This window comes from Melghirimyces algeriensis, assembly GCF_900182565.1.
GTDB classification, from domain to species: domain Bacteria; phylum Bacillota; class Bacilli; order Thermoactinomycetales; family DSM-45169; genus Melghirimyces; species Melghirimyces algeriensis.
The window spans coordinates 85,852-107,314 of the sequence record NZ_FXTI01000010.1 but is presented as its reverse complement, the minus strand read 5'-3'; the positions used below and the strand labels follow the sequence as shown (position 1 = coordinate 107,314).

Sequence of the window (21,463 nt, the reverse complement as noted above, 5' to 3'; positions counted from 1 at the left end):
GTTCTATTCAGGTTTTTGTTTGCCTAATCGTCTCGTTCCCAGCGCATAGCCGGATAAGATATAGAACACGTTTTCCTGATCCGATAAATCCCATCGGGCAAGATTTTTATGTAACAGCATGGTATGATCCGCATACATTTTCTCATTTACGGAATATAAAGCTTTATACTGCTTTAACTTGGCAAACACGTCTGTACTGAGGCGTTGCAATTTTCCCAAGTTCATCCCCTGATAATTCAATTTATCAAGAATGGGTTTGGACGTAAGGTTGTGATCATACTGCTTTCGGGCCACCTGATTGACTAGCATTCCCAATAGGATCAAAGAGGTTTGACTTTCGCTGTAGCCCATATCCAGGATAAAATCCTTCAACGCATCTTCTATGGATAACAATGAAACATCCATGGCTTCTCCTCCTCTGAGAACATGGGCCATCTCCAGATACTTCAAAAGCAACAACCCTTTTAACAAGCCCGTGATCATGGCATAATCTTCATTGCCACCCAGGGGCTCCGACAGCTGATATGCTTTTGTCTGCCCAAAACGATATACTTTTGCCAGTTCAAGCAACTTGGTAACAATAATACGTCGCTCAACCGGCTTTTCTGCAAAGATCGCATCATATAGTTGCAACAGCTTTCTATACTCCATTAGCTGGCCCTGATTTTCTTTAAGTGGAAACAGCCAATAAATCTGTTGAAAATCAATGATCCAATCCTTGTGATCCGGTTCATTTAGCCTTTGAAAATACACCTTTCCCAATTGATCCATCTCAGCAGTGATCCGTTGCAGTCGTATTAGCCGTGAAGGGGAAACATCTTTGATCAATTTGATAACACGGAATTCATTTTGCTGTTTGATATAAAAAAGGAAATGCAAGGTAAACGGATTGTTAAACCGCGGCTGCTGCCAAGCATCTTTGATGAGCTGAAAGTCTCTCTCGTATGCCGCTTTCATATCCAGAACGGCCCGTCCCTGATTGATTGCGTCATGTCTCCATTCACTGACATTCCGATCTGCGTCATCAAACAAGAATTCCGGAATGATATAAAGGGATAGTTTCCCAATCCGGGCCGCACACTCGTCCATCACCCGGATCTCACCCAATATCAATTGGCGATGACAGGGTCGGCATAGCTGAAAGTTACGAGAAAAGTCTTTAGATAAACCACTGGCAAAATTGATTTTATCCGTAATATAGCTTTTAAACTTTAACTTGCTCGTATCATCCGTAACAGTGGCCTCTTCATTGCACAAAGAGCATTTCCCTTTTTTTGCTTTCTCGAAAGCGGCCTCTTTCAATTGCCATGCTAACTTCCGGTAGTCATCACTTTGTTGGGGAAATTCGCCGTTTACAGAACACACCCAAAGCCCCACATCTTCAGGTCTGATCTCCAACTGCTCCATCACTGCTTGGTTCAGTTCTTTTTTCACCAGGGAGATCCATTTTTTCTCATCTCCCTTTGCCTCTTCCATCAACGCTTCCATCGTAGTGCCACGGTTCAAATGTTTCACATCCAAAACATAACGATAACGAGCTTTCATGCCCCTCTTTTCACCCGTATCATAGAAAAAATCGTTCCTTACCTGAGTTAATTGATCCTTCCATGCACAATCCGGAAGCCTTTTGAGAAGGGCGTATAACGCTTGAGAGACAATATAATCCGGACGTGTTCCGGTTAACATCCACTGTTCACTGCTTGATCCGTCTGCTGTTCCAATATGGAAATATTGAAAAGATGAATCAGCAGTCAGCGGTTTGAGATCAAGAGAACATGTTTGGTCCTGCAAGTCAAAATTAAGGAAAACAACATAAGCGGGACCCGTTTTTTCTGCTTTTTTTACTTGCACCACAAGGGCATCTGCTTGTGCCTTTTGTGAAGCGTTGACGATCGGCTCACCTTGCTTACGCACGGCTTCGATCATAGATGTCACCTTCTTCCCAAATTTCAACACAACCCAAACCTTGTGACGATTTAGCACCCATTCCCGCCTTTAACGCAAATTGAATCAATTCCGGAGAGCCTGTACATCGAAATACCCCCATCCAGCCTTTAATAATGAATCGCTTAAACCTCACAACTTCCGGCCGTTGTTTGATGCGAACAGGAGAGATGGAAAAAGAGACATCATCCGGCTCCTTTTCATATAGAGCCACATATTTTTTGATCAGATTTTGTTGTATCAATGAAGAAAAGGCCCGATCTTCAACATGATAGTAATGGGTCTTTTTTTGATGGTGTTCATCCAGGATGGTGGTATACATGGTGATGGGGGATAAGGTCCGTACATAGGTTGGTGAGGTAACAGAAGGAATCGCTTCTGAACGGAGACTCTCCAGTTGCACCTTCTGGTCGTACCATTTCAATTGGTCCTGTTTCAATAAAGTTGTCATCAAATCGCGAATCAAGGCTTCCTTGACAGCAGTGACCGTCCAGGTGACTGGTGACTGGAAGCGGATCACTCCTCGCTTGGAATCGATAGAATATGTACTGTCCAATCGGGAAAATGTGAACCCTTTAAACCTGCGCTTCTCAAACGCGTACCCCTCTTCATGAAGAAACTCCCGGTAGTGATCATCACTCAGATAACGATATAAAAACGACTGCAACATGTGATTGTAATGGATTGGAAGTTCAATCATGCCATCATTCTTCGAAAACTGCATTATAAGTTTCAATGTTTCACCTCCCTTATTTCCATTAACATGATTTATAATATAATACTTTCAATTGGATAATCAATATTTTATTTCCAATGTTTGATTATTTTTCACGTATAGATATATCGTCAAGGCCATCTTCCTCTATTAAGAGGGGTCATAAATCTGAAAAAGAACAGGAAAACCTGTTCTTTCAAGCTTTAGCTTAAATGTGGGAATAAACCTTCTTCCCTTTCTTAGGAGTGAAGGGCTCTGTCAACACACAGCTTCCAAATGTTCTAATTCCTTGCAGGCACGATACAAACATGACATCAAGTTTGGACTTAGCATGGCTGAGTCTTGTTTCAATTCCTCATAGGTACGATACAAACACGTCTTCGTGCCAAGCTAAATCGAATGCAAGAACGATGTTTCAATTCCTCATAGGTACGATACAAACGTGGCGGGTGTCGGAGGTGATCCAGTCCAGTGGAACATCGTTTCAATTCCTCATAGGTACGATACAAACGTGGTGGATGTATTGCAAAAATTAGAAGCGCGTCACCAGTTTCAATTCCTCATAGGTACGATACAAACTGTGACTTGCGAGCCTTCAGCTGACCAAAGGGACGTTGTTTCAATTCCTCATAGGTACGATACAAACCGTCTTCTTCGCTTTCTTAGCTGGCGAGGATTCTTTGAGTTTCAATTCCTCATAGGTACGATACAAACATGCATCCATCATTAACGAAGCATCGTCACAATATAGGTTTCAATTCCTCATAGGTACGATACAAACTGCTTCCGGATTCGGACACTTTTTATCATTTTTTCAAAGTTTCAATTCCTCATAGGTACGATACAAACCCATTTTATACCCACTATACTTGTCTTTTCAAGAACCGCGTTAAACATTGGCTTACAGTCGCATCATTGATCAAATCCGGTTAAATAGCGCTGCACCGGGCTTATCAGCTATATAACAAATGTCGTCGATCCCTGGGGATTTTTACACCATTGGGGGTCGACGACAATCCATAAGGTGATCCGCTTTTTCCACTCTCTTTCCTTGCACAACAGGTATACCGGCTATTTGAGGTCTAGGTCTACATCATATTCCATCCGTTTCGCGGTTTGCCTGGCAATGTCTGGCCCACAGAGTTTTTTGACAATGTGCAAAGACATATTGATCCCTGCTGAAATCCCTGCCGATGTGAGGAGTGAACCTTCATCCACAAATTTCACTCCTCGTTGCACCTGTACATGTGGATACGCATTTTCCAAACGATCCAGATCCATCCAATGCGTCGTGGCTCGTCTTCCGTCCAATAGCCCAGCTTGGGCTAGCAGAAGGGCGCCTGTACAAACGGATGCCAGGATCTCCACCTTTTTGGCCTGATTTTGTATCCATTGGATGACAACAGGATTATGGATTTCAATCTCCTCTGCACCATACCCTCCTGGAACGATCAAAATATCCAAGCTAGGTGCATGTTCAAAACTGTAATCAGGAACAATCTTCAGACCATTTCGAGCAGTGATGATTTCTCCAGTTTGAGATATGGTTTTGACGATAAAAGGCTTATCTTCAGATTGAGGAGATGTGGTAACGGATAATACCTCAAACGGACCGGCAAAGTCGAGTACTTCTACTTCATTGAAGACGAAGATCCCAACTGTATATCGCTTCAGTTTGACCACTCCTTTCTATGTTTGAGGAAACCCTTTTTTACTGAAGATCCATTGCAAGGACCTTCCTTGTTTAATCAATCAAGTATCCCTCATGCGATGCTGTTTTCATCCCTATAACAGAATCCAGGGATTTTCTTTTCCACATTGACATAAATATAAAAAGAATCATTTCTGACCTGCAAAACAGAAGCAGGAAATAACTGTTTATATCAAGAATCTGTTTTTATGGTTCTTCAACAGGTAATGATTCAAAACAAGGGGGAATCGTTCCATGAATGCCTCGGCTTGGATCATGCTTATTGTGGGGTCTGGAATTATTTATGGAGGACTGGGTTACTTTATTTGGGTGGCTGCTCGATCGAAGCGTCATCCGCATAGCTTGGAAAAGCAAACAAAGGAGTAATAACCACCACTTATTTACCTTGAAACATATAGGGAGCGGAGTATTTATTCTTCAACAGTTTGCTTACTCCACCGGGCAGATAAGGCATCCATTGATCAGCCTCATCAAGATCCATCCAAGAAATATCTGCAATTTCTTCAGGGCGTGACAGGTTCATTTCTCCACCTGTGATTCTTGCCAAGAAAGTGAAAAAAATCGCATGATGCCCTCTCTTTTCAAAGATCGCTTCATTCACAGCCAGAATCGATCCCACTTCAATGTGAAATCCCGTTTCCTCCTTCGTTTCCCTTATGGCTGCCTGCTCCAATGTTTCTCTTTCCTCAACCGCCCCTCCGGGAAGCGTATACTCAAACGAACTTCCCCTGCGGTTCTTCACCATCAACACTTTATCTTGATTCTCATCATAAATGAAGGCGTAAACCACATCCATTCTTTTCATCCAATCACCTCCCGCCAGTGCATGGTATAATGTTCATACCATTTCGTCAACAGGGAAACACTATCCCGGATCACTTGACACAGGTGCCTCAAGGCACAATCGTCCACCAATCGATCCCTTACAAAAAGCCCGGCACCCTATACACAAAGGGTCCGGGTTATATAATCTAATAGCAGTCATTCAATCTCGAATAATGCCATGGCTGGTTCCCAATAACACATCCTTTCCTTCTTGATTTCGGTATACGGACTTTACAGCTACCTTTTTGTGCCCCTCCATGGGCTCCAGTTTGGTAATGGTGAGTTCACAGGTAATGGTATCCCCCGTAAAAACCGGTCTCAAAAATTCAAAGTTCATTTCTTTGGCAATAAAATTCAGATCTCCTCCGATTTTTGTTCCAATGCTTGAAGTTAGTAAGCCATGTACCATCAAACGCCCATGCTCATCACGCTGCATATGATGGCTGCCTGTGTCCCCTGAGAAATGTGCAAATTGCAATACTTCCTCTTCGGTAAAGGTTCGTTCCCAAGTAAACACATCCCCTACTTTCACAAAAGCCCCCTCCATTATGATTGAATATTCATTCATCAGTTTAATCATTTTACCAATTATTCGCTTTAAAAGCAAAAGTCAACCTTATTCTGGATACATTCGTTTTCATACATGTTTACCTCACCCAACTCTTTCGATTCCACAACCACCAAACTGTGCCATAGGTGATTCCCAAAACAACCGGTAGCGCAATCAAGAACGATGATACCCCCGTCCCATTTAATAAGGCAAAGGTTTTTTCGCTGGTAAATAGAAAGAACTGCCATAATCCGTCAGGGGGATACAGTGTTCCGATCACGATGGCCAGGATAAAGAAAAACGACAGAATCGCATTGGGGAAAACGGTGCTGATCAGACTGGCGATTCCCAAGTAGACAAGGTAGATGCTCAAGAAGGTCAAGTAAAATAACACGGAGTACCCCAATGCCCCCCATGTGGTGAAATGTTCCCCTTGGGGATAAAAGGTGACCTGATCCACTATTGGGGATAAACTCCATCCACAAATCTGCCCCACCACAAACGTAACCGTCAAAAAGAGGACGATCACTGCCGTCATAGCGATCCATTTTGCTCCCAGCAAACGAATCCGAGATTGCGGGCGAATCAATACCATCCGTAACGCTCCCGAATGATATTCACCGCCAAAACAATCGACAAATAACATGGGTAAGATAATAAAGGTCAGAACCATATCAACTTCTCTCAGAAAAAACACAGAAAAGTTTAGAGAGTTAATGGATGTCTCCAACTCTGGTGTATAGAATCCAATCAAGAAAAAACTTAATGAATAAGCTGAGATTCCCAAATAGATGATAAAAACCGCCAGGCTAATCCATGTCTTTTTACGCGCCCAGATCCGTTCCCACTCGCTTAAAATCAATTCGTACATTTCAACTCACTCCTTCAGATAAACCGGTCCTTTTTGGTGAAAATCAGGTGGGCCGCCACACCAAAAATAAACGCATAAGCAAAGAGAACCCCCGTATTAAAAAGCACGAATCTAGAGTGTGGAGCCAGCGCCAACGCGATGCCTTCATATTGGATCTGCGTGATGGATAGAAAGTACCAATGTGGATCTGGTCGTGGTTCCATGGTTTGAGCAAATTTTTGCAAGATCGTTGGATAGCCCGCAGAGACAAGCAAAAAACCGATGGTTCCTCCAATTGCTGTCGTTGTGGACTGACTGATCACTGCAATAAAGGTCATAATTGAAGAAATGGCTATCAATGTTACAAATGCAAGAGCATAATAACGCAGAACATAAAAAAATGCGGGTCCATGGGAAACCGGTTCATCATGGTAAAAGAGCAACAGCTGTGAAGTGCTATCAAACATCCAAGCACCGAAACCATAGCTTAGAATCAGGTAAGTGACATGGAAGAGAAGCATAACCTCCATCACTGTGAGCCACTTGGCGAACAGCAACTGCGAAAAGGAATAGGAACGGATCATCACCATCCGGATCTGGCCCGTCCGATACTCTTCCGTGACGGAAAAGACCAGCAAAAGCAGTAACATCAAATTAAAGCCAATCATCAACTGTTCGGCAAGTACTAAGACAGGAAAGTTATCCAAGACGGCATACGCTGGATTTTCGGGGGTCAATCCTTGATTACTCTTTTGATAATACTGTCCGGAAACAAACAGAATCACTGGAATCATAGCAAAAAGAAACCAGGTTATTTTCCGGTTCCAAAGTCGTTCCCATTCACTGGCGATCAATGCCATCATGATGTCACCATCTCCACAAACACATCTTCCAACCGCTTCTGTTGTTTCTCCACACGGATCACTTGGATGTCGTTTTGGATCAATATTTGGTTTAAGCGGCTGACTTCCTCATCAGGGATCTCCACTTGCAATTGATTTTGCGCTAATGTTTGAACAGAATACTCTCTTTGAATGATTGTTTTTGCTTTTGAAAGGGGAGAAAGTGTATAAACATATTGTGTTTCCCCAAATATTTCGTCTATGTCTCCCTGCCAGATATGCTTTCCTTCTTTGATAACGACCAGGTGGTCACACAGTTGTTGCAGTTCATCCAATAAGTGACTGGAGATGAGAAAACTGCACCCAACATCTTTGCGAAGCTGAAGGATAAGATTGCGAAGCTCACGCATTCCCATGGGGTCCAAGCCATTAGCGGGTTCATCCAGGATAATAATCTCCGGGTCGCCAAGAAGGGCTTGTGCAATTCCCAACCGTTGCTTCATACCCAACGAATAAGTACGCACCTTTTGTTCCGCAGCATCCGTCAGCCCTACCTTCTCCAACACCTCCCTCACTTTTCTTTGCCGTTGGTGGCGTTTTAGTTGTGGATGTAATCGAGCCAAATTGAAAAGGGCTTTTCTACCTGTAAGATAGGGAAAGAAAATGGGAGATTCCACAATCGCGCCGACATGTTGAAGTGCTTGTGTACGGTTTTGAATCACACTGGTCCCCTTGATTTTCAGATCACCGCTCGTTGGACGAATCAATCCGGTAAGCAAACGGATTAACGTGGTTTTACCGGCACCGTTTGGACCCAGAAAGCCACATATCTGTCCCTTTTGTACGGAAAAGGACAGTTGATCGATCAAGGTTCGTGAGCCCACCTTTTTTGTTACATGTTCCACATCCAAAACATTCATCGTGATTCCATCCTCCTTATTGTTGATTACCCTCCTTTCTCAGTTTAATGAGATCATCCATCCCCTTCCCATCGAAAAAACTTACAGCCACGCTGAAAAGCTTACATTTTTGCAAGATAAAAAGACGCCCCATCAGGCGTCAGACAAAATCCGTATACTATCGATCGCCAACCCAACCGATCCAGAAACACTTCCAATCTTCACGCTTCTCCCCCCAGAATGGCGGAGTTCAGCCGATATCCTACGCCCCGGCGTGTTTCAATCGCCTCGTTCAGCCCCCAAAGGGCCAGCTTTTTCCGCAGACGAGTAACATTCACCGTCAATGTGTTGTCATCTACAAACCGTTGATCATCCCACAGCGCTTCCAGGCAATCTTCCCGGCTCACCACCTGATCCCGACGTTCCAACAGCAAAGCCAACAGTTTCCATTCATTTTTACTCAAGGACTGTCTTTCTCCCTCAAACTCCATGTCTCCCTTGTCCGGCCAAAAAGTGAATGCTCCAATCTGAATAACCGCCAACCCTAGATCGTGAATAGACAGAGAACCATAGGTCCTTCGCAACAGCGCCTTTATTTTGGCCAGCAGAACATCCAAGCGAAACGGCTTGGTGATATAATCGTCCCCGCCACTTTCCATCCCATAAATTTGTTCCATCTCTCCCGAACGTGCGGACAAAAAAAGAATCGGGACGGATGAATGGCGACGCATCTCCTGACACAAATGAAACCCATCTTTTCCTGGAAGATTTACATCCAAGATCACCAAATGGGGACCAAACTGTCGCCACTCCCTTTCTACTCGCATCCAATCCGTCACTCCCTGAGTAACAAAACCATAACCGTTTAAATAATCCCGAATGGAAGCGGTAATTTGAACATCATCTTCCACAATAAAAATCCGCCACTCTTCCGTTCTCACCATCTCCATCCCTTCACTGAAAACTGAGCTTTGGCAATACACGTTTTGTAAACATCTGACTGTAACTACGAAATCTTAACCTTGACGGATGAATGCTGTCTTGTTCTTCATCTTCTCACGGATTTGATCCAGAAACAACGGATGCCCCCAAACGCTCAACAACTCCAAACGCAAAAAAAAGAGGCTTTTAGCCCCTTTTTTTAATAAGCTACAGTAAATCGTTTACGGGTAAAACGTGGATTCTCTGCTTCATCCAGCATGGCCACGGCATAATCTTCAGCAGAGATCCGACTGTTTCCCTGTTCATCTGTCACCAATTGATCCGTTCCTGTGCGGTATTTGCCCGTTCGGGTTCCTGGTTCAATGAGCGCTGCTGGGCTGAGATTTGTCCAGTTCAGGTCCTCTTCTTCCAAGTAAATCTCCAACGCCTCTTGATGCGCCAAAGCGATCGGCTTGATAAAATCCGGAAATTCAGGTGTTTCCACCAGTTTGACCCCAGGAGCCACTTCCAGTCCTCCGGCTCCTCCCACGGCTAATAGACGGCGGACTCCGGAGCGCTTAACACCATTAATCAGAGAGCGTGTTGCTTGTACCAAGGTTTCCTCTTCTCCCTTTTTCGGGCCATAGGCACTGATCACCACATCATGTCCCGTTACCGCTTCAGCAATGCTTTCTGCATCAAAGATATCACCTGTTACCACATGCATGTTTTCACGTCGTTCACTGATACGGGAAGGATCACGGACAACCGCTGTCACTTGGTGTCCACGTTGCAATGCTTCCTGCAAGATGCGTTGACCAACCATTCCTGTAGCACCCACCAGTGCGATTTTCATATGATAACATCCTTTCATTCATAAAATAGAAGAGGGTATGTATTGTAACAGAAGCAGTTACAATACAAGCAAAAAAAATTAGTTAGTGGACTTTTTGTCCGTTTCCATGAGATCCGTTACCACTTGTTTCATTGTAATATTACCCAGTACTTCTTCCATGGCTGACTGAGTACGTTCCAGGATGAGTTGGAGCACGGTTTGAATCCGGGCACCAACCGGACAATCCGGATTGGGCTCTTCATGGATGTTGAAAAGCTGTCCTTCCTCCACAACTTCCACCGCTTTGTACACATCCAACAAAGTGATCTCATCCAAACCTTTCAGAAGGTACGCTCCACCAGCACCCGGTCGGACGTCCACCAAACCTCTTTTTTTCAACATCCCTGTAACTCTGCGGATGACCACTGGATTGGTGTTCACGCTGCCGGCGATCCATTCTGAAGTGCAATGAGCATCACGCGAAATGGACAGCAACGACAAAATGTGAACTGCAATGGTAAAGCGACTGCTGATTTTCATAAGTACCCCCTCTTCCGTTGTAATCATTATAGTTACAACATTGAACGCATGTCAAGTTTTGCATATTCTTCACTGATTGAGAGTATCAACCGTTTGTAGGAACTCCCTTTCCGTTGCTATCAAGTTTTCTGGTGTTTTGTTTTCATGGAATTTCTAAGGCGTTAGTCCGATTGAAATATATGGAGACGATTAGTCTTTGCTACCTAATGCCCAGTGAACCGCCGCTTCCGCATGAATACGGGTGGTATCAAAAACGGGAACGGGCACCTTTTCCTCTGACAATAACAACCCGATTTCCGTGCAGCCGAAAATCACTCCTTCCGCTCCCTTGGACAACATACGATGGATGATATTCAGATACGCTTGTCGGGACTCCTCCCGTATATGTCCTTGACAAAGCTCCTTAAAAATCACCCGATGAACAGTATCCCGGTCTTCCGGTTCAGGGATCAGCACTTCCAAACCATAGTGCTCCTTTAACCGTCCTCTGTAGAAGTCCTGCTCCATTGTAAACTTAGTACCCAACAATGCAACCCGGCGAATACCCGCTTTCTTGATCCGCTCTCCGGTCGAATCAGCAATGTGAAGAAGTGGGATGGATACGGCGCTTTCCACCATATCTGCCACTTTGTGCATTGTATTGGTAGCGATCAGGAGAACATCTGCTCCGACGGACTCCAACCGAATACCAGCCTCCGCCAGTTGACTCCCCGCTTCCGTCCATTTTCCCTCCCGTTGGAGCTGTTCAATTTCGGAAAAATCGAAGGATTCCATCCGGATCTTCGCTGAGTGCAGACCTCCAAGGTGATCCCGAATCCCTTTATTTAACAGCCGGTAGTAGATGGCAGTCGATTCCCAGCTCATTCCACCGATGATACCGATTGTGTTCATCTTTATTCCCCCAGTCACTAAATAGTAGAGGCAAATCATTCCTTTATATAACATTTTACCGTTGAATGTTCCGACTTACGAGAGGATCACTAAAAATTCAGGCATGATAAATCATTATTCTTCCTTGCCTCAACTCACGTTGGTTCATTCCTCCGTTAATATCCTCATATTTGGAACACAGGAAATGATCGCCGAATTCACCTCTCTCAGCAAACGAATGATTTAGTTACATACTACTTTTTAACTATAGTTTTATAAACTATAAGTAGTTTTTATCTTTATATAAAAATAACTATATGTTACTATATCTTTTGTTTTATAATATACTTCATCAAAAGGAGGAAATAGCTTTGTACAGGGTTTGGGTATGGTTTCTCATGCTGGCTTTACTGCTGACAGCCTGTTCAGAACCGGCCGGTCAATCGACCAAATCTTCTGATCGGGTTGAAGTGAAGTTCGTTAAGCACATAGACGGTGATACTACAAGGTTTCGCGTAAACGGAAAAGAAGAAAAGGTTCGCTATCTCCTGTTTGACACGCCGGAAACGAATCACCCGAAATTCGGGGAGCAGCCACTGGGAAAAGAAGCTAGCAACTATGTAAAAGAACTGATAACGACCGCAGACAAAATTGAGTTGGAGTTTGATACCGAGAAGAGAGACAAATATGACCGGATGCTTGCCTATGTATACGTTGATGGAAAGAGTGTTCAGGAAGAGGTACTAAAAAAGGGACTTGCAAGAGTCGGTTACATAAATGAAAGCCGTGAATATTTAGATGATTTTCGGGAAGCCGAAGAGATCGCCAAGAAAAAGAAGATCGGGGTTTGGCAATGCCCTGGATATGTAACTGATAAAGGTTACAATCCAGATAAATGGTGTAAGGATGAGAAAAAAGAAGGGAATAAGGGCAAGTTCATCGCCAGTAAGAACAGCGATATTTATCACGAAGTGGGTTGCCCCGGTGGAGCGGACCAGATTAAGCCGGAAAACGCCGTTTATTTTGATACAGAAGAGGAAGCCAAGGAAAGCGGACGCCGGATGTGTCAATCCAAACACTGTTCCCTCAAATAGCCTCTTGCGGTTTGCTATATGATCTGGCTCCCGACGCAACGGACTTCTTATACAAAAAAAGCTGACTTTCACTCACAACAAGTGAAAGTCAGCAACCTCTTTCATGTATCCATGTTACGGATCAGGAATCCTTTTTATAACCCCAACCTACTCCAGATATATGCCTCGCCGTTTCCACTCCGCCTTCATTTCATCATAATTGCCTTCAAAGCGGGACAACTGCCCATTTTGCAGCCAGTAGGTGGGGGCAAACAATTTATTGAGAAAATAGCGATCGTGGGAAACCGCCACAACAGTCCCAGGAAATGCTTCCAGAGCCTCTTCCAGCACTTCACGGGAGTCAAGATCCAGATGGTTGGTAGGCTCATCCAGCACCAAAACATTGAAAGACTGATGCATTAACTGTGCCAGACGGAGTCGCATCCGCTCTCCACCGCTTAAATCCTTTACTTTACGGAACACAGCATATCCATAGAAGAAAAAACGGGCTAACAATTGACGCGCCTGCCCTTCATCTACCACCACTTCCTCGCGAAAAGCATCCAATACGGTTGTCTCATCGTCCCCTTCCCATCCCTGCTGAGACAGATAGCCCACCCGAACGGATGGACCCTGAACCACGTTTCCCAAATCCGGTTCAACCTCTCCTAACAAAATTTTCAGCAAGGTAGACTTACCACATCCATTTTCCCCGACGATGGCCACTTTTTCACCAAACCGGACCTGAAAATGGACACCATCCAATACGATCGTATCCCCATATTCGTGATAAACCTCCTCACATCGGAATACGTCTTGTCCACTGCGGGAATCCATGCCAAAAGCCAATCCAATCGTTTTCCGCTCCAGGCGTGGTCGGTCCATTTTCTCCATCCGATGCAGTGCTTTTTCCATGCTGGAAGCGCGCCGGTGCATTTTGTCGTTGTTGGCACGACTGGCCCAGTCACGCAATCGTTTGATGGCCTCTTTCATTTTTTTGATTTTCTTCTGTTGTTCCTTATACGTGTGAAACTCAGCCAGTAGCTGTTCTTCCTTACGCTTAAGGAACGTGGTATATCCACAGTCCGGATAGTAGACACTTTCTCCATGTTCCAAATCAACGATGGAAGTAGCAATACGATCAAGGAAATAACGATCATGAGAAACCACCAACACAGCACCCCGATAAGCACGGATCATCTCCTCCAACCACTCAATCGCCCGCAGATCCAGATGGTTGGTAGGTTCGTCCAACAGCAACAATTCCGGCTCTTCCAACAGCACCCGTCCCAACTCCACTTTGGTCTTTTCCCCTCCACTCAACGCTTCAAAGGGACGATCCAAAATGTCTGGCGGCAGATGAAGCCCCCGTACAACACGTTCCACTTTGGCCTCGATTTCATATCCCCCATATCGTTCCCATTCTTCCTGACAGGACTGATAACGGGAGAGGGCTCGTTCCAGTTCATTTGATGCGAGATGCGGGTTGGACATCTCCGATTCCAACTGCTCCATCCGTCGCTTTAAGCAGATGAGATTGGAAAAGGCAGTAAGCAACACTTGTCTGACCGTCTTTTTTGTCTGCTGAACAGGCATTTGCCTGAGGTAGCCCACTCGTGCTCCTTTTTTAAGGAATACATTTCCCTGATCCACAGTTTCCACACCCGCCAATACCTTCAACAAAGTGCTTTTCCCGCATCCATTCGGTCCGACCAATCCAATCCGATCGTTTTCCTGAATGTCCAAAGAAACATCCCGAAAAATCCAGTTTCCACCCCACATTTTTGCTACCTGGTTTGCCGCACACAACATCATGCCAAATCCTCCTTTTTTGCACACAAAAAACCACAGGCAAGATCTCTCGCCTGTGGTTTTTTATTTCATCCGTTCAGGGAAGAGCCTTACGCGGTTTCTGGAATATGCGAATGGCTGAAAAAGGGCATACGTACCCCGTGTGCGGCAAAAACATGGATGATATTTACAACAACCATTCCAAACCAGCAAAGGCATATTCCGTTGCGCAAGGTCATTTCCCTCCTTTCCATTGTTTTTTCCATCATATCGAATCAGATGAAAAATTGCAAAGAGAAAAACAATCTATCTAAAAGCGTTCTGCGATCTCAACATGATCTCCTGTACACAATTTGCCCGGTTTCAGAACCTTGGCATAAACGCCCAAGTTTGCATCGGCTCCTTGACTGATCTGTTTCAGAACAGCCGGGTCCCGTGGTAATTGGGGTTGTTGCATTGTGGTCATGACACAACGTTTTGTCAAACCGATCACTTCCAGTACCACTTCACCCAGATGCACCCTTTGTCCCACCCAGTAATGCTCCACCGGTTGATCGCCATTCGTTTGAATGACAATATTGGGCCGAAAGCGGCGCTCATCGATCACTGAAGAAGGTAACTCCGTTTTTAACCACTTCATTGCCGCAGTAGTGATCATATGAATCGGAGCCTCATCAAAATGGGAACGGTCTTGCTCTTTCACCAGTGTCACCTTTTGACCCAAAAAATCGCTTAAACGGAGATCCATGTTGGGATCACCTTCACGGATCGATTCCCCATCAGGAAAAGTGATTACCGGTTGGTCACCATCAACATGTGCCTGTAGCTCAAACAAACCCGCAATCCTTTGAAAGCGTTTGGTTGTCTTACCGCTCCCCAACTTGCCATTAACATCCCTAATGGCATAGCGACGATCACCGACAACCCCTCTGGGTTCAATCATGACTTCGCTCTGTGTTTGTCCCAACAAGGATTTCACCGGATAAGACCACAATTTTTTCACGCTTCCAATAGGTTTCATCATATTCACACTTCACCTTTCCTATTTGAGGTTAAAGCAAATAAAACCGTGGCAATAGGACATTTGGAACCGATCAGCAGATTGTACATTTTTAGTGTGAGGTACGACCTGCAAGGCTTTGAACGGATGGATAACGATTTAACATACTAGATTCGTTATGTAATCAAAACAATCTTTATCCGTATCATTTGATGATATAAACGGTTTTTCAAATGATCCAACAACTTCTAACTTTCATATAGAAACCCTCCCATTCGCTTACTGCAAATTGGAGGGTGTCCGTGGACTGTGGGAAGGATTGGAACCTTCATCTTCTGTCTTGAAGAGGCGGATGCTTTGATTAAGCAACTGTGTACAAATAATACCAGCTATTTTATGGAGTTATATACCCAAGCACCTTCCCGCTAAAGATGGCCCCACAGTTATCCTACGTATTTTTTCCATATATTTTTGAACTCGGCGGGTGAGATTTCTTCTGCAACGGTTTCTGAATCCATGTTGATCTCCTCTATAGACGGAAACAGAATCAATGCCAATCCAGCTTGACCCACGGCAACTTCCTGCGTAGCGTAATCAGCTGTACCATCACGATATACCTCTACTTTTCTTAACTCATGTCCCTCTTCATCCACCTCTGAGTAGATCTTGACCGGTTCATCCAAATCTTCTTGAATCCAATGGCAAAGGATATAGCGCATATTCATTCCTATTATACCCCTTTAATAACAGCCATGGGACGACAACGAGCGACAACGGAAGCGAGATTGGCTCCAACCACCGAGTCAATAATATGGTCCACGTCTTTATAAGCCTGTGGACATTCATCCAGAATGCGCTCCAATGTGCGATGATTTACCAAAATTTCCTCATCAGTCCCCACCTTCATGGAAGAAGCAAACTCATCTACTGTTACCGCTTGTTTCGTAGCCCGTCGAGAACGGATTCTTCCCGCGCCGTGACAGACGGAGTAAAAGTTCTTGACTCCCTCTTCTCTTCCCACAAGAATATAACTGGCTGTACCCATGGAGCCTGGAATCAAAACCGGGTGTCCGGTCTCTTTATATGGAGCGGCATTCAGAAAATGGCCAGGTGGCAATGCACGGGTGGTCCCTTTTCGATGGACAAGCATGGAACGGTTCCGGTGAGGTTCCTTAAGAGCGTAGTTGTGCATTAAATCATAGAGAACCGGCATTTCAAAGTCGGAACCGAAAACGTCCTTAAAGCCTTCCTGAACTCCGTAGGCCAGCATATGACGGTTGGTAACGGCATAATTGAGTGCAGAATACATCAGGTTCAGGTATCGCATTCCCTCATCAGTCTCAATGGGGGCAAAAACTAGATTGGGATCTGACGTTCCAACCCCCCATTTATGCATCAACCTCTGAAAATCTTTCTTGTAATCCCGACCCATCAGTGCACCCCAGGCCCGTGAGCCGGAGTGGATCATAACGACTACCTGACCGTCGATCAACCCCCATCGCTTGGCAAGATCCCGATGCCCCTCGTCCACCTCCACAACCTGGATTTCTATAAAATGATTCCCGCCTCCCAGTGTGCCGATTTGCTTTTTCCCGCGGGACCATTGTTTGGGATGAATATGTTGTAAATAATCTGTGTCAAAGGTAAAGGTGGCATTTTCAACATGGGTAAGGGAGCGCTTTTTACTGGGCGTATATGCGTCCGGGATATATTTATTGGGCAATCCCTTGATGCCGCTGGTCACCACTTTTTCCATATCGATATCGCCGTAATGGGAAGCGGATCGCTCATTGACCGGCACCACTTTTTCTACAGCCTGAATCAGCTCCCGGCGAATCTTTTTATCCTGAATGTCATCCTTGGACAGCGGAGTGAGGTGAACCCGCATTCCACAGCCGATATCCGAGCCTACAATGGACGGAGAAACAAAACCATCTTTCATCTCCCAAACCGCAGTCGTTCCAATACAGGTTCCGATGCCAACATGGGCGTCCGGTGTATAACTCATATGAACCGCTCGTGGAATCATCAAATTATTATCTGCCATTTCATAAACTTTGGCATCCAGGTTATTAAACACCTCATCATTGGCAAAAACATGAAGGGTTCCGTTTCTTAGTTTCAGTTCTTTATGGTTGTGTCCATGATCGATATACATTTCCCTTTTTTCCTTTCTTGTTTCCATCAGATCAATCTCCATCTCCTCAAACTTCCTGTTCCGTACATTTTTTTATCCTTCACCTTTGAAGAAGTTTCTTAAAAAGATGAAACAAAAGTCTGTGACTTCTCCATCTTACTAAAAAATTCGGAGAAATCACAGACTTTTGATCACTTACATGTTCATACCATAATAAACATTCATTCAATCAGAGGTATCATTTTATTAGCCATGGGGAGACAGATGCTCCACTTTACCTTCCCGTCTTTGTCGCTTTCACTTCATACACATGATGCTGACGATTGATCACATATTCAGGTTTCGGCTTCCCTCTGCTCTTTCGGTGCATCTCAAGATGAGGTTCACTTTTCTCCCAGTTTTTCCACGCTTCTTTGGATTCCCAACGAATGAGGATGATTACCTCCTCATCCCCTCTTCTTTGATCTTTGACCAAGATACTCATATCGATAAAACCTTCTGCCTTTTCCAATGGCCCTTCCTGGCTGAAACGCTCAACTATTTTTTCGGATGATCCTTCTGTTACGTGAATCGTGATCGTTTCAATAAACAATATTTATATCTCCTTCAGGCGGGATTTTCTGATTTATATTATAATGAGAACAATTATCATTGTCAATGTATGAGTGTCTGCTCTTTTTAGATATCCGTATCTCTTTACGGTTCAATGTTTATTGACGGATTGGATCACCATGCATAAAAAAGTGCTTGGATCGATGTCCAAGCATTGTAATCGTTTCGCAATACCATTACAGAAGCCACTTTAACGAATAAATGCCATCTCTCTTTCTGCAAGTGCATCCTTTAACCATCGAGGATGCATTTTCAGCAGGTCTTTCGGTAAGTTTTGTTGTCCAAAAAACTTTATTTCAAGTGATTCATCTGAATTACACCTTAGCTGTCCACCTGTAATTTCAGCAAGAAAACAGGTTGTGATAAAATGAACGGTTTTACCATTAGGGTACACAAATACCTGAGAGTCTGGATTGGAGTATACCCCAATCAGCTTTTTAATCCTTATATCTAAATTGGTTTCCTCTTTGACCTCCCTAATCGCTGCTTCAGAGACGGTTTCTCCGATTTCTACATGTCCTGAAGGAATCCCCCATAATCCTACATCAGCTCTTTTCTGCAGTAAAACCTGATTTTCATCATTTAAAATAATAACGGCAACACCTGCTTTTAATTCATCGATTCTCTCCACACCATAAAACCTCCCTCAAAAATAAAACCTTCTGAACATCATTTTACACGCTTTGATCATACGAAATTGACCCGAATATCATGTGAATTTATCTTCCGTTGACATTCATGTGTTATCATGCATATCAGCCTTGTACATCCTTTTTTCTTCCATATCTTAAAGCCATCAAAAGTCTGTGATATCCCCTATCTCATAAAAAGCTCACAGAGGATTCACAGACTTTTGGTTGATCGACACAAACGATCGAAATGAGATCATTATTCAAATTCTGTATCAGCCACATTTTTTATTCCCTTTGATCACTCCACAGAAGTGACCCTTTTGATACTTCCTGACTTCTTCTGTTTATCTTTTTCCAACAGATTTCCAATTGGTGTTTTAGTTCGCTGAGATGTTGTTCTTTTTCTGCCAATTGTTCTCTCAGGTCCTTTAATTCCTTTTCCTTTACTAACAGTGCTCTTTGGAATGCTTCTTGATGCTTTCTGAGTTCACGAGAGTTTTCTTCCAGCTGAGTCCACATTTCTTCTTTCTGCTGTCGCTGTGTTTGCAGCTCTTTGTCCTTCATTGACAAATTTTCCTGAAAGGCTTTCTGATGCTTTCTAAGTTCACGCATGGTTTCCTCTAACTGTGAACACAAAGATTCCTGCTTTTCTCTCGCTTCCTGCAACTCTTGTTCTTTCGCGAATAAAGCCTCTTGGTATGAAGCTTCCTCTTTCTCCTGCTTGCTCGTTTTTTGTTGTAATTGTCTATTTAATGCCTTCAGTTCTTCCCTCGCTCTCTGCAATTCCTGCTCCTTTTTGGATAACGTTTCCTGGTAGGAAGCTTCTTGCTTCTCTCGCTTCTGCATACTCTCTTCCAATTGTACACGCAATGCTTCCTTTTGTTCCCATTCTCTCTGCAATTCTTGTTCCTTGGCATACAGAGCTTCCTGATATGATTCCTGGTAATTTTGCAGTTGATGCTTGCTCTCGTTCAATTGTTCATGCAAGGTTTTCTGTTCTTCTCGTGCTTCCTGCAACTCGCGTTCCTTCGCCGACAAACTCTCTTGAAATGAAGACTCCTGCTGTTTCCGCTTTCGTATGCTTTCTTCCAATTGCTCATGCAAAAGTTCCTGCTGTCTCTGTACTTCCTGCAACTTCTGTTCCTTTGCGGACAAATTCTCCTGGTATGAAGCTTCCTGTTTTTCCAATTTATGTATTCTTTCTTCCAATTGCTCATGCAAGAGTTCCTGCTGTTTCTGTGCTTCTTGCAACTCCCGTTCTTTCGCCGACAAGCTCTCCTGATACGAAGACTCCTGCTCTTCCCACTTACGTATGCTTTTTTGCAATTGCGTACGCAAGGAATCCCGCTGTTCCTGCACTTTCTGCAATTCCTGCTCCTGTACAGACAAGCGCTGCTGATACCAATTCTCCCGTTTTTCCCAGTTATATATCTTTTCTTCCAGCTGCTCACGCAAGGTTTCCTGTTCTTCTTGTGCTTCCTGCAACTCCTGTTCCTTCGCAGACAAATTCTCCTGGTACGAAGCTTCCTCCTTCTCCCGTTTACGTATACTCTCTTCCAACTGTGCACGCAACGCTTCTTTTTGTTCCCATTCCCTTTGCATCTCCTGTTCCTTCGCTAACAGAGTCTCTTGGTACGCTTCCTGGTGCCTTTGCAGTTTACGTAAACTTTCTTCCAATTGATTCTGCAAGGTTTCTTGTTCTTTTCGTGCCTCTTGCAGTTCCTTTTCCTTTTCCGACAAAGCATTCCGATACGCTTTTTCTTGTTCCTCTCGCTTGCTCATGCTCTCTTCAAGCTGAGACCGTAACTTTTTTTCCTGCTCCTGATAAGCAAATTGCTCTTGTTTCAAGTCATCCATATTTTTCTGAAATAAACTTTCTGCTTCAGAATATTTATCTTTCCAATTTTGCAGCTCTTTTTCCTTTTCCATTAACGCAGCATGATATTTTTCCTGCAATCGATTAAGATACTGGCGTCCCTCTTCCAACTTCTGTTGAAGTTTGTATTCCATCTCTTCTTTTTCTTTCAAACGGTTGGTTTTTTCCTGAAGTTCTGACTCCAACTGTTTGCGTAATTTTCGATCTCTCTCCTGTTGCCTGCGAATCTGATTGACTTGTTCTTTACTGATCCGAAGATCTTTTCGGAGCATTTGTAAAGCCTTCTCCTGATCAATCCTTGCATGTTCTCGATCTGAACTCCATTGCCACTGTTCATAACTGCTTTCCCATTTTTTAAGCTGTTCTCGATCTTTCTGCTGTTGATTTGCTAACTGCTGGATAATTTGGTCCTTCTCATTTAGTGAGAATTGATATTTTTGTTCTTTTTCCATCATCTGCTCTATAACTTGATTCAAATGGCGAATTTTATTTCTGTAATTTTGAATGACTCGCTGTGTATCCCAACTGTTTTCTCCATGAACGTTCATTCTATGATCCTCCTCTATTGAAAAAAAGCATTATCATATCAAGGGATTGATCCTGAAACAATTACTTTATAGCATAATTATACCTCAACAGGTAACCTCCATAATTCCTATAAATCGCATATATATGTTGGAGATCTTTCTTTTACCTTCTCTTCTGTCAGAGTGTTAAGATTCTCCCTGTTTCCTGTTCTATCTTCTCATCCAAACACTACGTTTTATGAAAAAACGATTACAAAATGACATCTTTCTTTACATCCTCTATACTAAAAAGATAGATAAAACGAAAGGAGGG

The 21,463-nt window shown here is 43.8% G+C and carries 20 protein-coding genes, 1 pseudogene and 1 CRISPR repeat array; of the genes and pseudogenes, 2 read left to right on the top strand and 19 right to left on the bottom strand.

Annotated features, from left to right (window positions below; all coding sequences use genetic code 11):
* Window positions 1-3 precede the first annotated feature (3 nt).
* The 3 genes from FN782_RS13805 to FN782_RS13795 form a co-directional block, all read right to left on the bottom strand.
* Complete coding sequence (locus FN782_RS13805) at window positions 4-1,926, bottom strand: TIGR02556 family CRISPR-associated protein (protein WP_142506389.1); 1,923 nt, start codon at window positions 1,924-1,926, stop codon at window positions 4-6.
* Window positions 1,907-2,680, bottom strand: coding sequence for a CRISPR-associated endoribonuclease Cas6 (gene cas6 / locus FN782_RS13800; RefSeq protein ID WP_142506388.1), 774 nt, complete (start codon window positions 2,678-2,680; stop codon window positions 1,907-1,909). The genes FN782_RS13805 and cas6 overlap by 20 nt, the downstream gene beginning before the upstream one ends.
* Before the next feature lie 257 nt (window positions 2,681-2,937).
* Window positions 2,938-3,508: a CRISPR direct-repeat array (repeat unit 30 nt; unit sequence GTTTCAATTCCTCATAGGTACGATACAAAC).
* Window positions 3,509-3,730: 222 nt separating this feature from the next.
* The gene (locus tag FN782_RS13795; protein ID WP_142506404.1) at window positions 3,731-4,333 is read right to left on the bottom strand and encodes a DJ-1/PfpI family protein; all 603 of its coding nucleotides are present in this window, start codon (window positions 4,331-4,333) and stop codon (window positions 3,731-3,733) included.
* Between the two features lie 271 nt (window positions 4,334-4,604).
* On the opposite strand from FN782_RS13795, the gene FN782_RS13790 reads away from it, so the two are divergent.
* Window positions 4,605-4,736: a MetS family NSS transporter small subunit gene (locus FN782_RS13790; protein ID WP_142506387.1), complete on the top strand. Its 132-nt coding sequence runs from the start codon at window positions 4,605-4,607 to the stop codon at window positions 4,734-4,736.
* A gap of 10 nt (window positions 4,737-4,746) precedes the next feature.
* On the opposite strand, the gene FN782_RS13785 is transcribed toward FN782_RS13790, so the two are convergent.
* The 9 genes and pseudogenes from FN782_RS13785 to FN782_RS13745 form a co-directional block, all read right to left on the bottom strand.
* Complete coding sequence (locus FN782_RS13785) at window positions 4,747-5,175, bottom strand: NUDIX hydrolase (RefSeq protein WP_142506386.1); 429 nt, start codon at window positions 5,173-5,175, stop codon at window positions 4,747-4,749.
* A 180-nt stretch (window positions 5,176-5,355) separates the two neighbouring features.
* A complete protein-coding gene (locus FN782_RS13780; RefSeq protein WP_142506403.1) occupies window positions 5,356-5,742 on the bottom strand; it encodes a MaoC family dehydratase in 387 nt (128 codons plus the stop codon).
* A 100-nt stretch (window positions 5,743-5,842) separates the two neighbouring features.
* Window positions 5,843-6,616, bottom strand: a complete 774-nt coding sequence (locus FN782_RS13775; RefSeq protein WP_142506385.1) for an ABC transporter permease — start codon at window positions 6,614-6,616, stop codon at window positions 5,843-5,845.
* 14 nt (window positions 6,617-6,630) lie between these two features.
* Window positions 6,631-7,458 (bottom strand): ABC transporter permease, encoded by an 828-nt coding sequence (locus FN782_RS13770; protein WP_142506384.1) that lies wholly within the window; start codon window positions 7,456-7,458, stop codon window positions 6,631-6,633.
* Window positions 7,459-7,688: 230 nt separating this feature from the next.
* Window positions 7,689-8,357, bottom strand: a pseudogene (locus FN782_RS13765) (ABC transporter ATP-binding protein); the annotation flags it as partial.
* A gap of 200 nt (window positions 8,358-8,557) precedes the next feature.
* On the bottom strand, window positions 8,558-9,277 hold the full coding sequence (locus FN782_RS13760) for a response regulator transcription factor (RefSeq protein WP_246064963.1): 720 nt from the start codon (window positions 9,275-9,277) through the stop codon (window positions 8,558-8,560).
* A gap of 200 nt (window positions 9,278-9,477) precedes the next feature.
* A complete protein-coding gene (locus tag FN782_RS13755; RefSeq protein WP_142506381.1) occupies window positions 9,478-10,113 on the bottom strand; it encodes an NAD(P)-dependent oxidoreductase in 636 nt (211 codons plus the stop codon).
* Between the two features lie 78 nt (window positions 10,114-10,191).
* Window positions 10,192-10,632: an Rrf2 family transcriptional regulator gene (locus FN782_RS13750; protein WP_142506380.1), complete on the bottom strand. Its 441-nt coding sequence runs from the start codon at window positions 10,630-10,632 to the stop codon at window positions 10,192-10,194.
* Between the two features lie 189 nt (window positions 10,633-10,821).
* Window positions 10,822-11,523 (bottom strand): aspartate/glutamate racemase family protein, encoded by a 702-nt coding sequence (locus FN782_RS13745; protein ID WP_142506379.1) that lies wholly within the window; start codon window positions 11,521-11,523, stop codon window positions 10,822-10,824.
* A gap of 350 nt (window positions 11,524-11,873) precedes the next feature.
* Here FN782_RS13745 and FN782_RS13740 point away from each other — a divergent pair, with 350 nt between their 5' ends.
* Entirely contained in the window at window positions 11,874-12,596 is a 723-nt protein-coding gene (locus FN782_RS13740) for a thermonuclease family protein (protein WP_185956322.1), read from the top strand.
* Window positions 12,597-12,743: 147 nt separating this feature from the next.
* Here the strand turns inward: FN782_RS13740 and abc-f are convergent, their stop codons facing one another.
* The 7 genes from abc-f to FN782_RS13700 all read right to left on the bottom strand — a co-directional run bounded on the left by abc-f (window position 12,744) and on the right by FN782_RS13700 (window position 21,171).
* Window positions 12,744-14,390 carry a ribosomal protection-like ABC-F family protein gene (gene abc-f / locus FN782_RS13735; RefSeq protein ID WP_246064962.1) on the bottom strand — a complete coding sequence of 549 codons (1,647 nt, stop codon included), beginning with the start codon at window positions 14,388-14,390 and terminating at the stop codon, window positions 12,744-12,746.
* A gap of 286 nt (window positions 14,391-14,676) precedes the next feature.
* Window positions 14,677-15,390, bottom strand: coding sequence for an MOSC domain-containing protein (locus FN782_RS13725; protein WP_142506376.1), 714 nt, complete (start codon window positions 15,388-15,390; stop codon window positions 14,677-14,679).
* 419 nt (window positions 15,391-15,809) lie between these two features.
* The gene (locus FN782_RS13720) at window positions 15,810-16,091 is read right to left on the bottom strand and encodes a DUF6881 domain-containing protein (RefSeq protein WP_142506375.1); all 282 of its coding nucleotides are present in this window, start codon (window positions 16,089-16,091) and stop codon (window positions 15,810-15,812) included.
* A gap of 5 nt (window positions 16,092-16,096) precedes the next feature.
* Complete coding sequence (locus FN782_RS13715; protein WP_246064961.1) at window positions 16,097-17,551, bottom strand: RtcB family protein; 1,455 nt, start codon at window positions 17,549-17,551, stop codon at window positions 16,097-16,099.
* A 226-nt stretch (window positions 17,552-17,777) separates the two neighbouring features.
* Window positions 17,778-18,095 carry an antibiotic biosynthesis monooxygenase family protein gene (locus FN782_RS13710; protein WP_142506374.1) on the bottom strand — a complete coding sequence of 106 codons (318 nt, stop codon included), beginning with the start codon at window positions 18,093-18,095 and terminating at the stop codon, window positions 17,778-17,780.
* Between the two features lie 210 nt (window positions 18,096-18,305).
* The gene (locus FN782_RS13705; RefSeq protein WP_142506373.1) at window positions 18,306-18,746 is read right to left on the bottom strand and encodes an NUDIX domain-containing protein; all 441 of its coding nucleotides are present in this window, start codon (window positions 18,744-18,746) and stop codon (window positions 18,306-18,308) included.
* Window positions 18,747-19,032: 286 nt separating this feature from the next.
* Window positions 19,033-21,171 (bottom strand): coiled-coil domain-containing protein, encoded by a 2,139-nt coding sequence (locus FN782_RS13700; RefSeq protein WP_142506372.1) that lies wholly within the window; start codon window positions 21,169-21,171, stop codon window positions 19,033-19,035.
* Between the last annotated feature and the right edge of the window lie 292 nt (window positions 21,172-21,463).

Bases quoted from the DNA above. Each gene is read 5' to 3' on its own strand.
- FN782_RS13770 (WP_142506384.1), bottom strand. From the start codon at position 7,458: ATGATGGCATTGATCGCCAGTGAATGGGAACGACTTTGGAACCGGAAA.
- FN782_RS13745 (WP_142506379.1), bottom strand. From the start codon at position 11,523: ATGAACACAATCGGTATCATCGGTGGAATGAGCTGGGAATCGACTGCC.
- FN782_RS13755 (WP_142506381.1), bottom strand. From the start codon at position 10,113: ATGAAAATCGCACTGGTGGGTGCTACAGGAATGGTTGGTCAACGCATC.
- FN782_RS13720 (WP_142506375.1), bottom strand. From the start codon at position 16,091: ATGAATATGCGCTATATCCTTTGCCATTGGATTCAAGAAGATTTGGAT.
- FN782_RS13715 (WP_246064961.1), bottom strand. From the start codon at position 17,551: ATGGAAACAAGAAAGGAAAAAAGGGAAATGTATATCGATCATGGACAC.
- FN782_RS13750 (WP_142506380.1), bottom strand. From the start codon at position 10,632: ATGAAAATCAGCAGTCGCTTTACCATTGCAGTTCACATTTTGTCGTTG.
- abc-f (WP_246064962.1), bottom strand. From the start codon at position 14,390: ATGATGTTGTGTGCGGCAAACCAGGTAGCAAAAATGTGGGGTGGAAAC.
- FN782_RS13790 (WP_142506387.1), top strand. From the start codon at position 4,605: ATGAATGCCTCGGCTTGGATCATGCTTATTGTGGGGTCTGGAATTATT.
- FN782_RS13780 (WP_142506403.1), bottom strand. From the start codon at position 5,742: ATGGAGGGGGCTTTTGTGAAAGTAGGGGATGTGTTTACTTGGGAACGA.
- FN782_RS13700 (WP_142506372.1), bottom strand. From the start codon at position 21,171: ATGAACGTTCATGGAGAAAACAGTTGGGATACACAGCGAGTCATTCAA.
- FN782_RS13775 (WP_142506385.1), bottom strand. From the start codon at position 6,616: ATGTACGAATTGATTTTAAGCGAGTGGGAACGGATCTGGGCGCGTAAA.
- FN782_RS13725 (WP_142506376.1), bottom strand. From the start codon at position 15,390: ATGATGAAACCTATTGGAAGCGTGAAAAAATTGTGGTCTTATCCGGTG.
- FN782_RS13805 (WP_142506389.1), bottom strand. From the start codon at position 1,926: ATGATCGAAGCCGTGCGTAAGCAAGGTGAGCCGATCGTCAACGCTTCA.
- FN782_RS13785 (WP_142506386.1), bottom strand. From the start codon at position 5,175: ATGAAAAGAATGGATGTGGTTTACGCCTTCATTTATGATGAGAATCAA.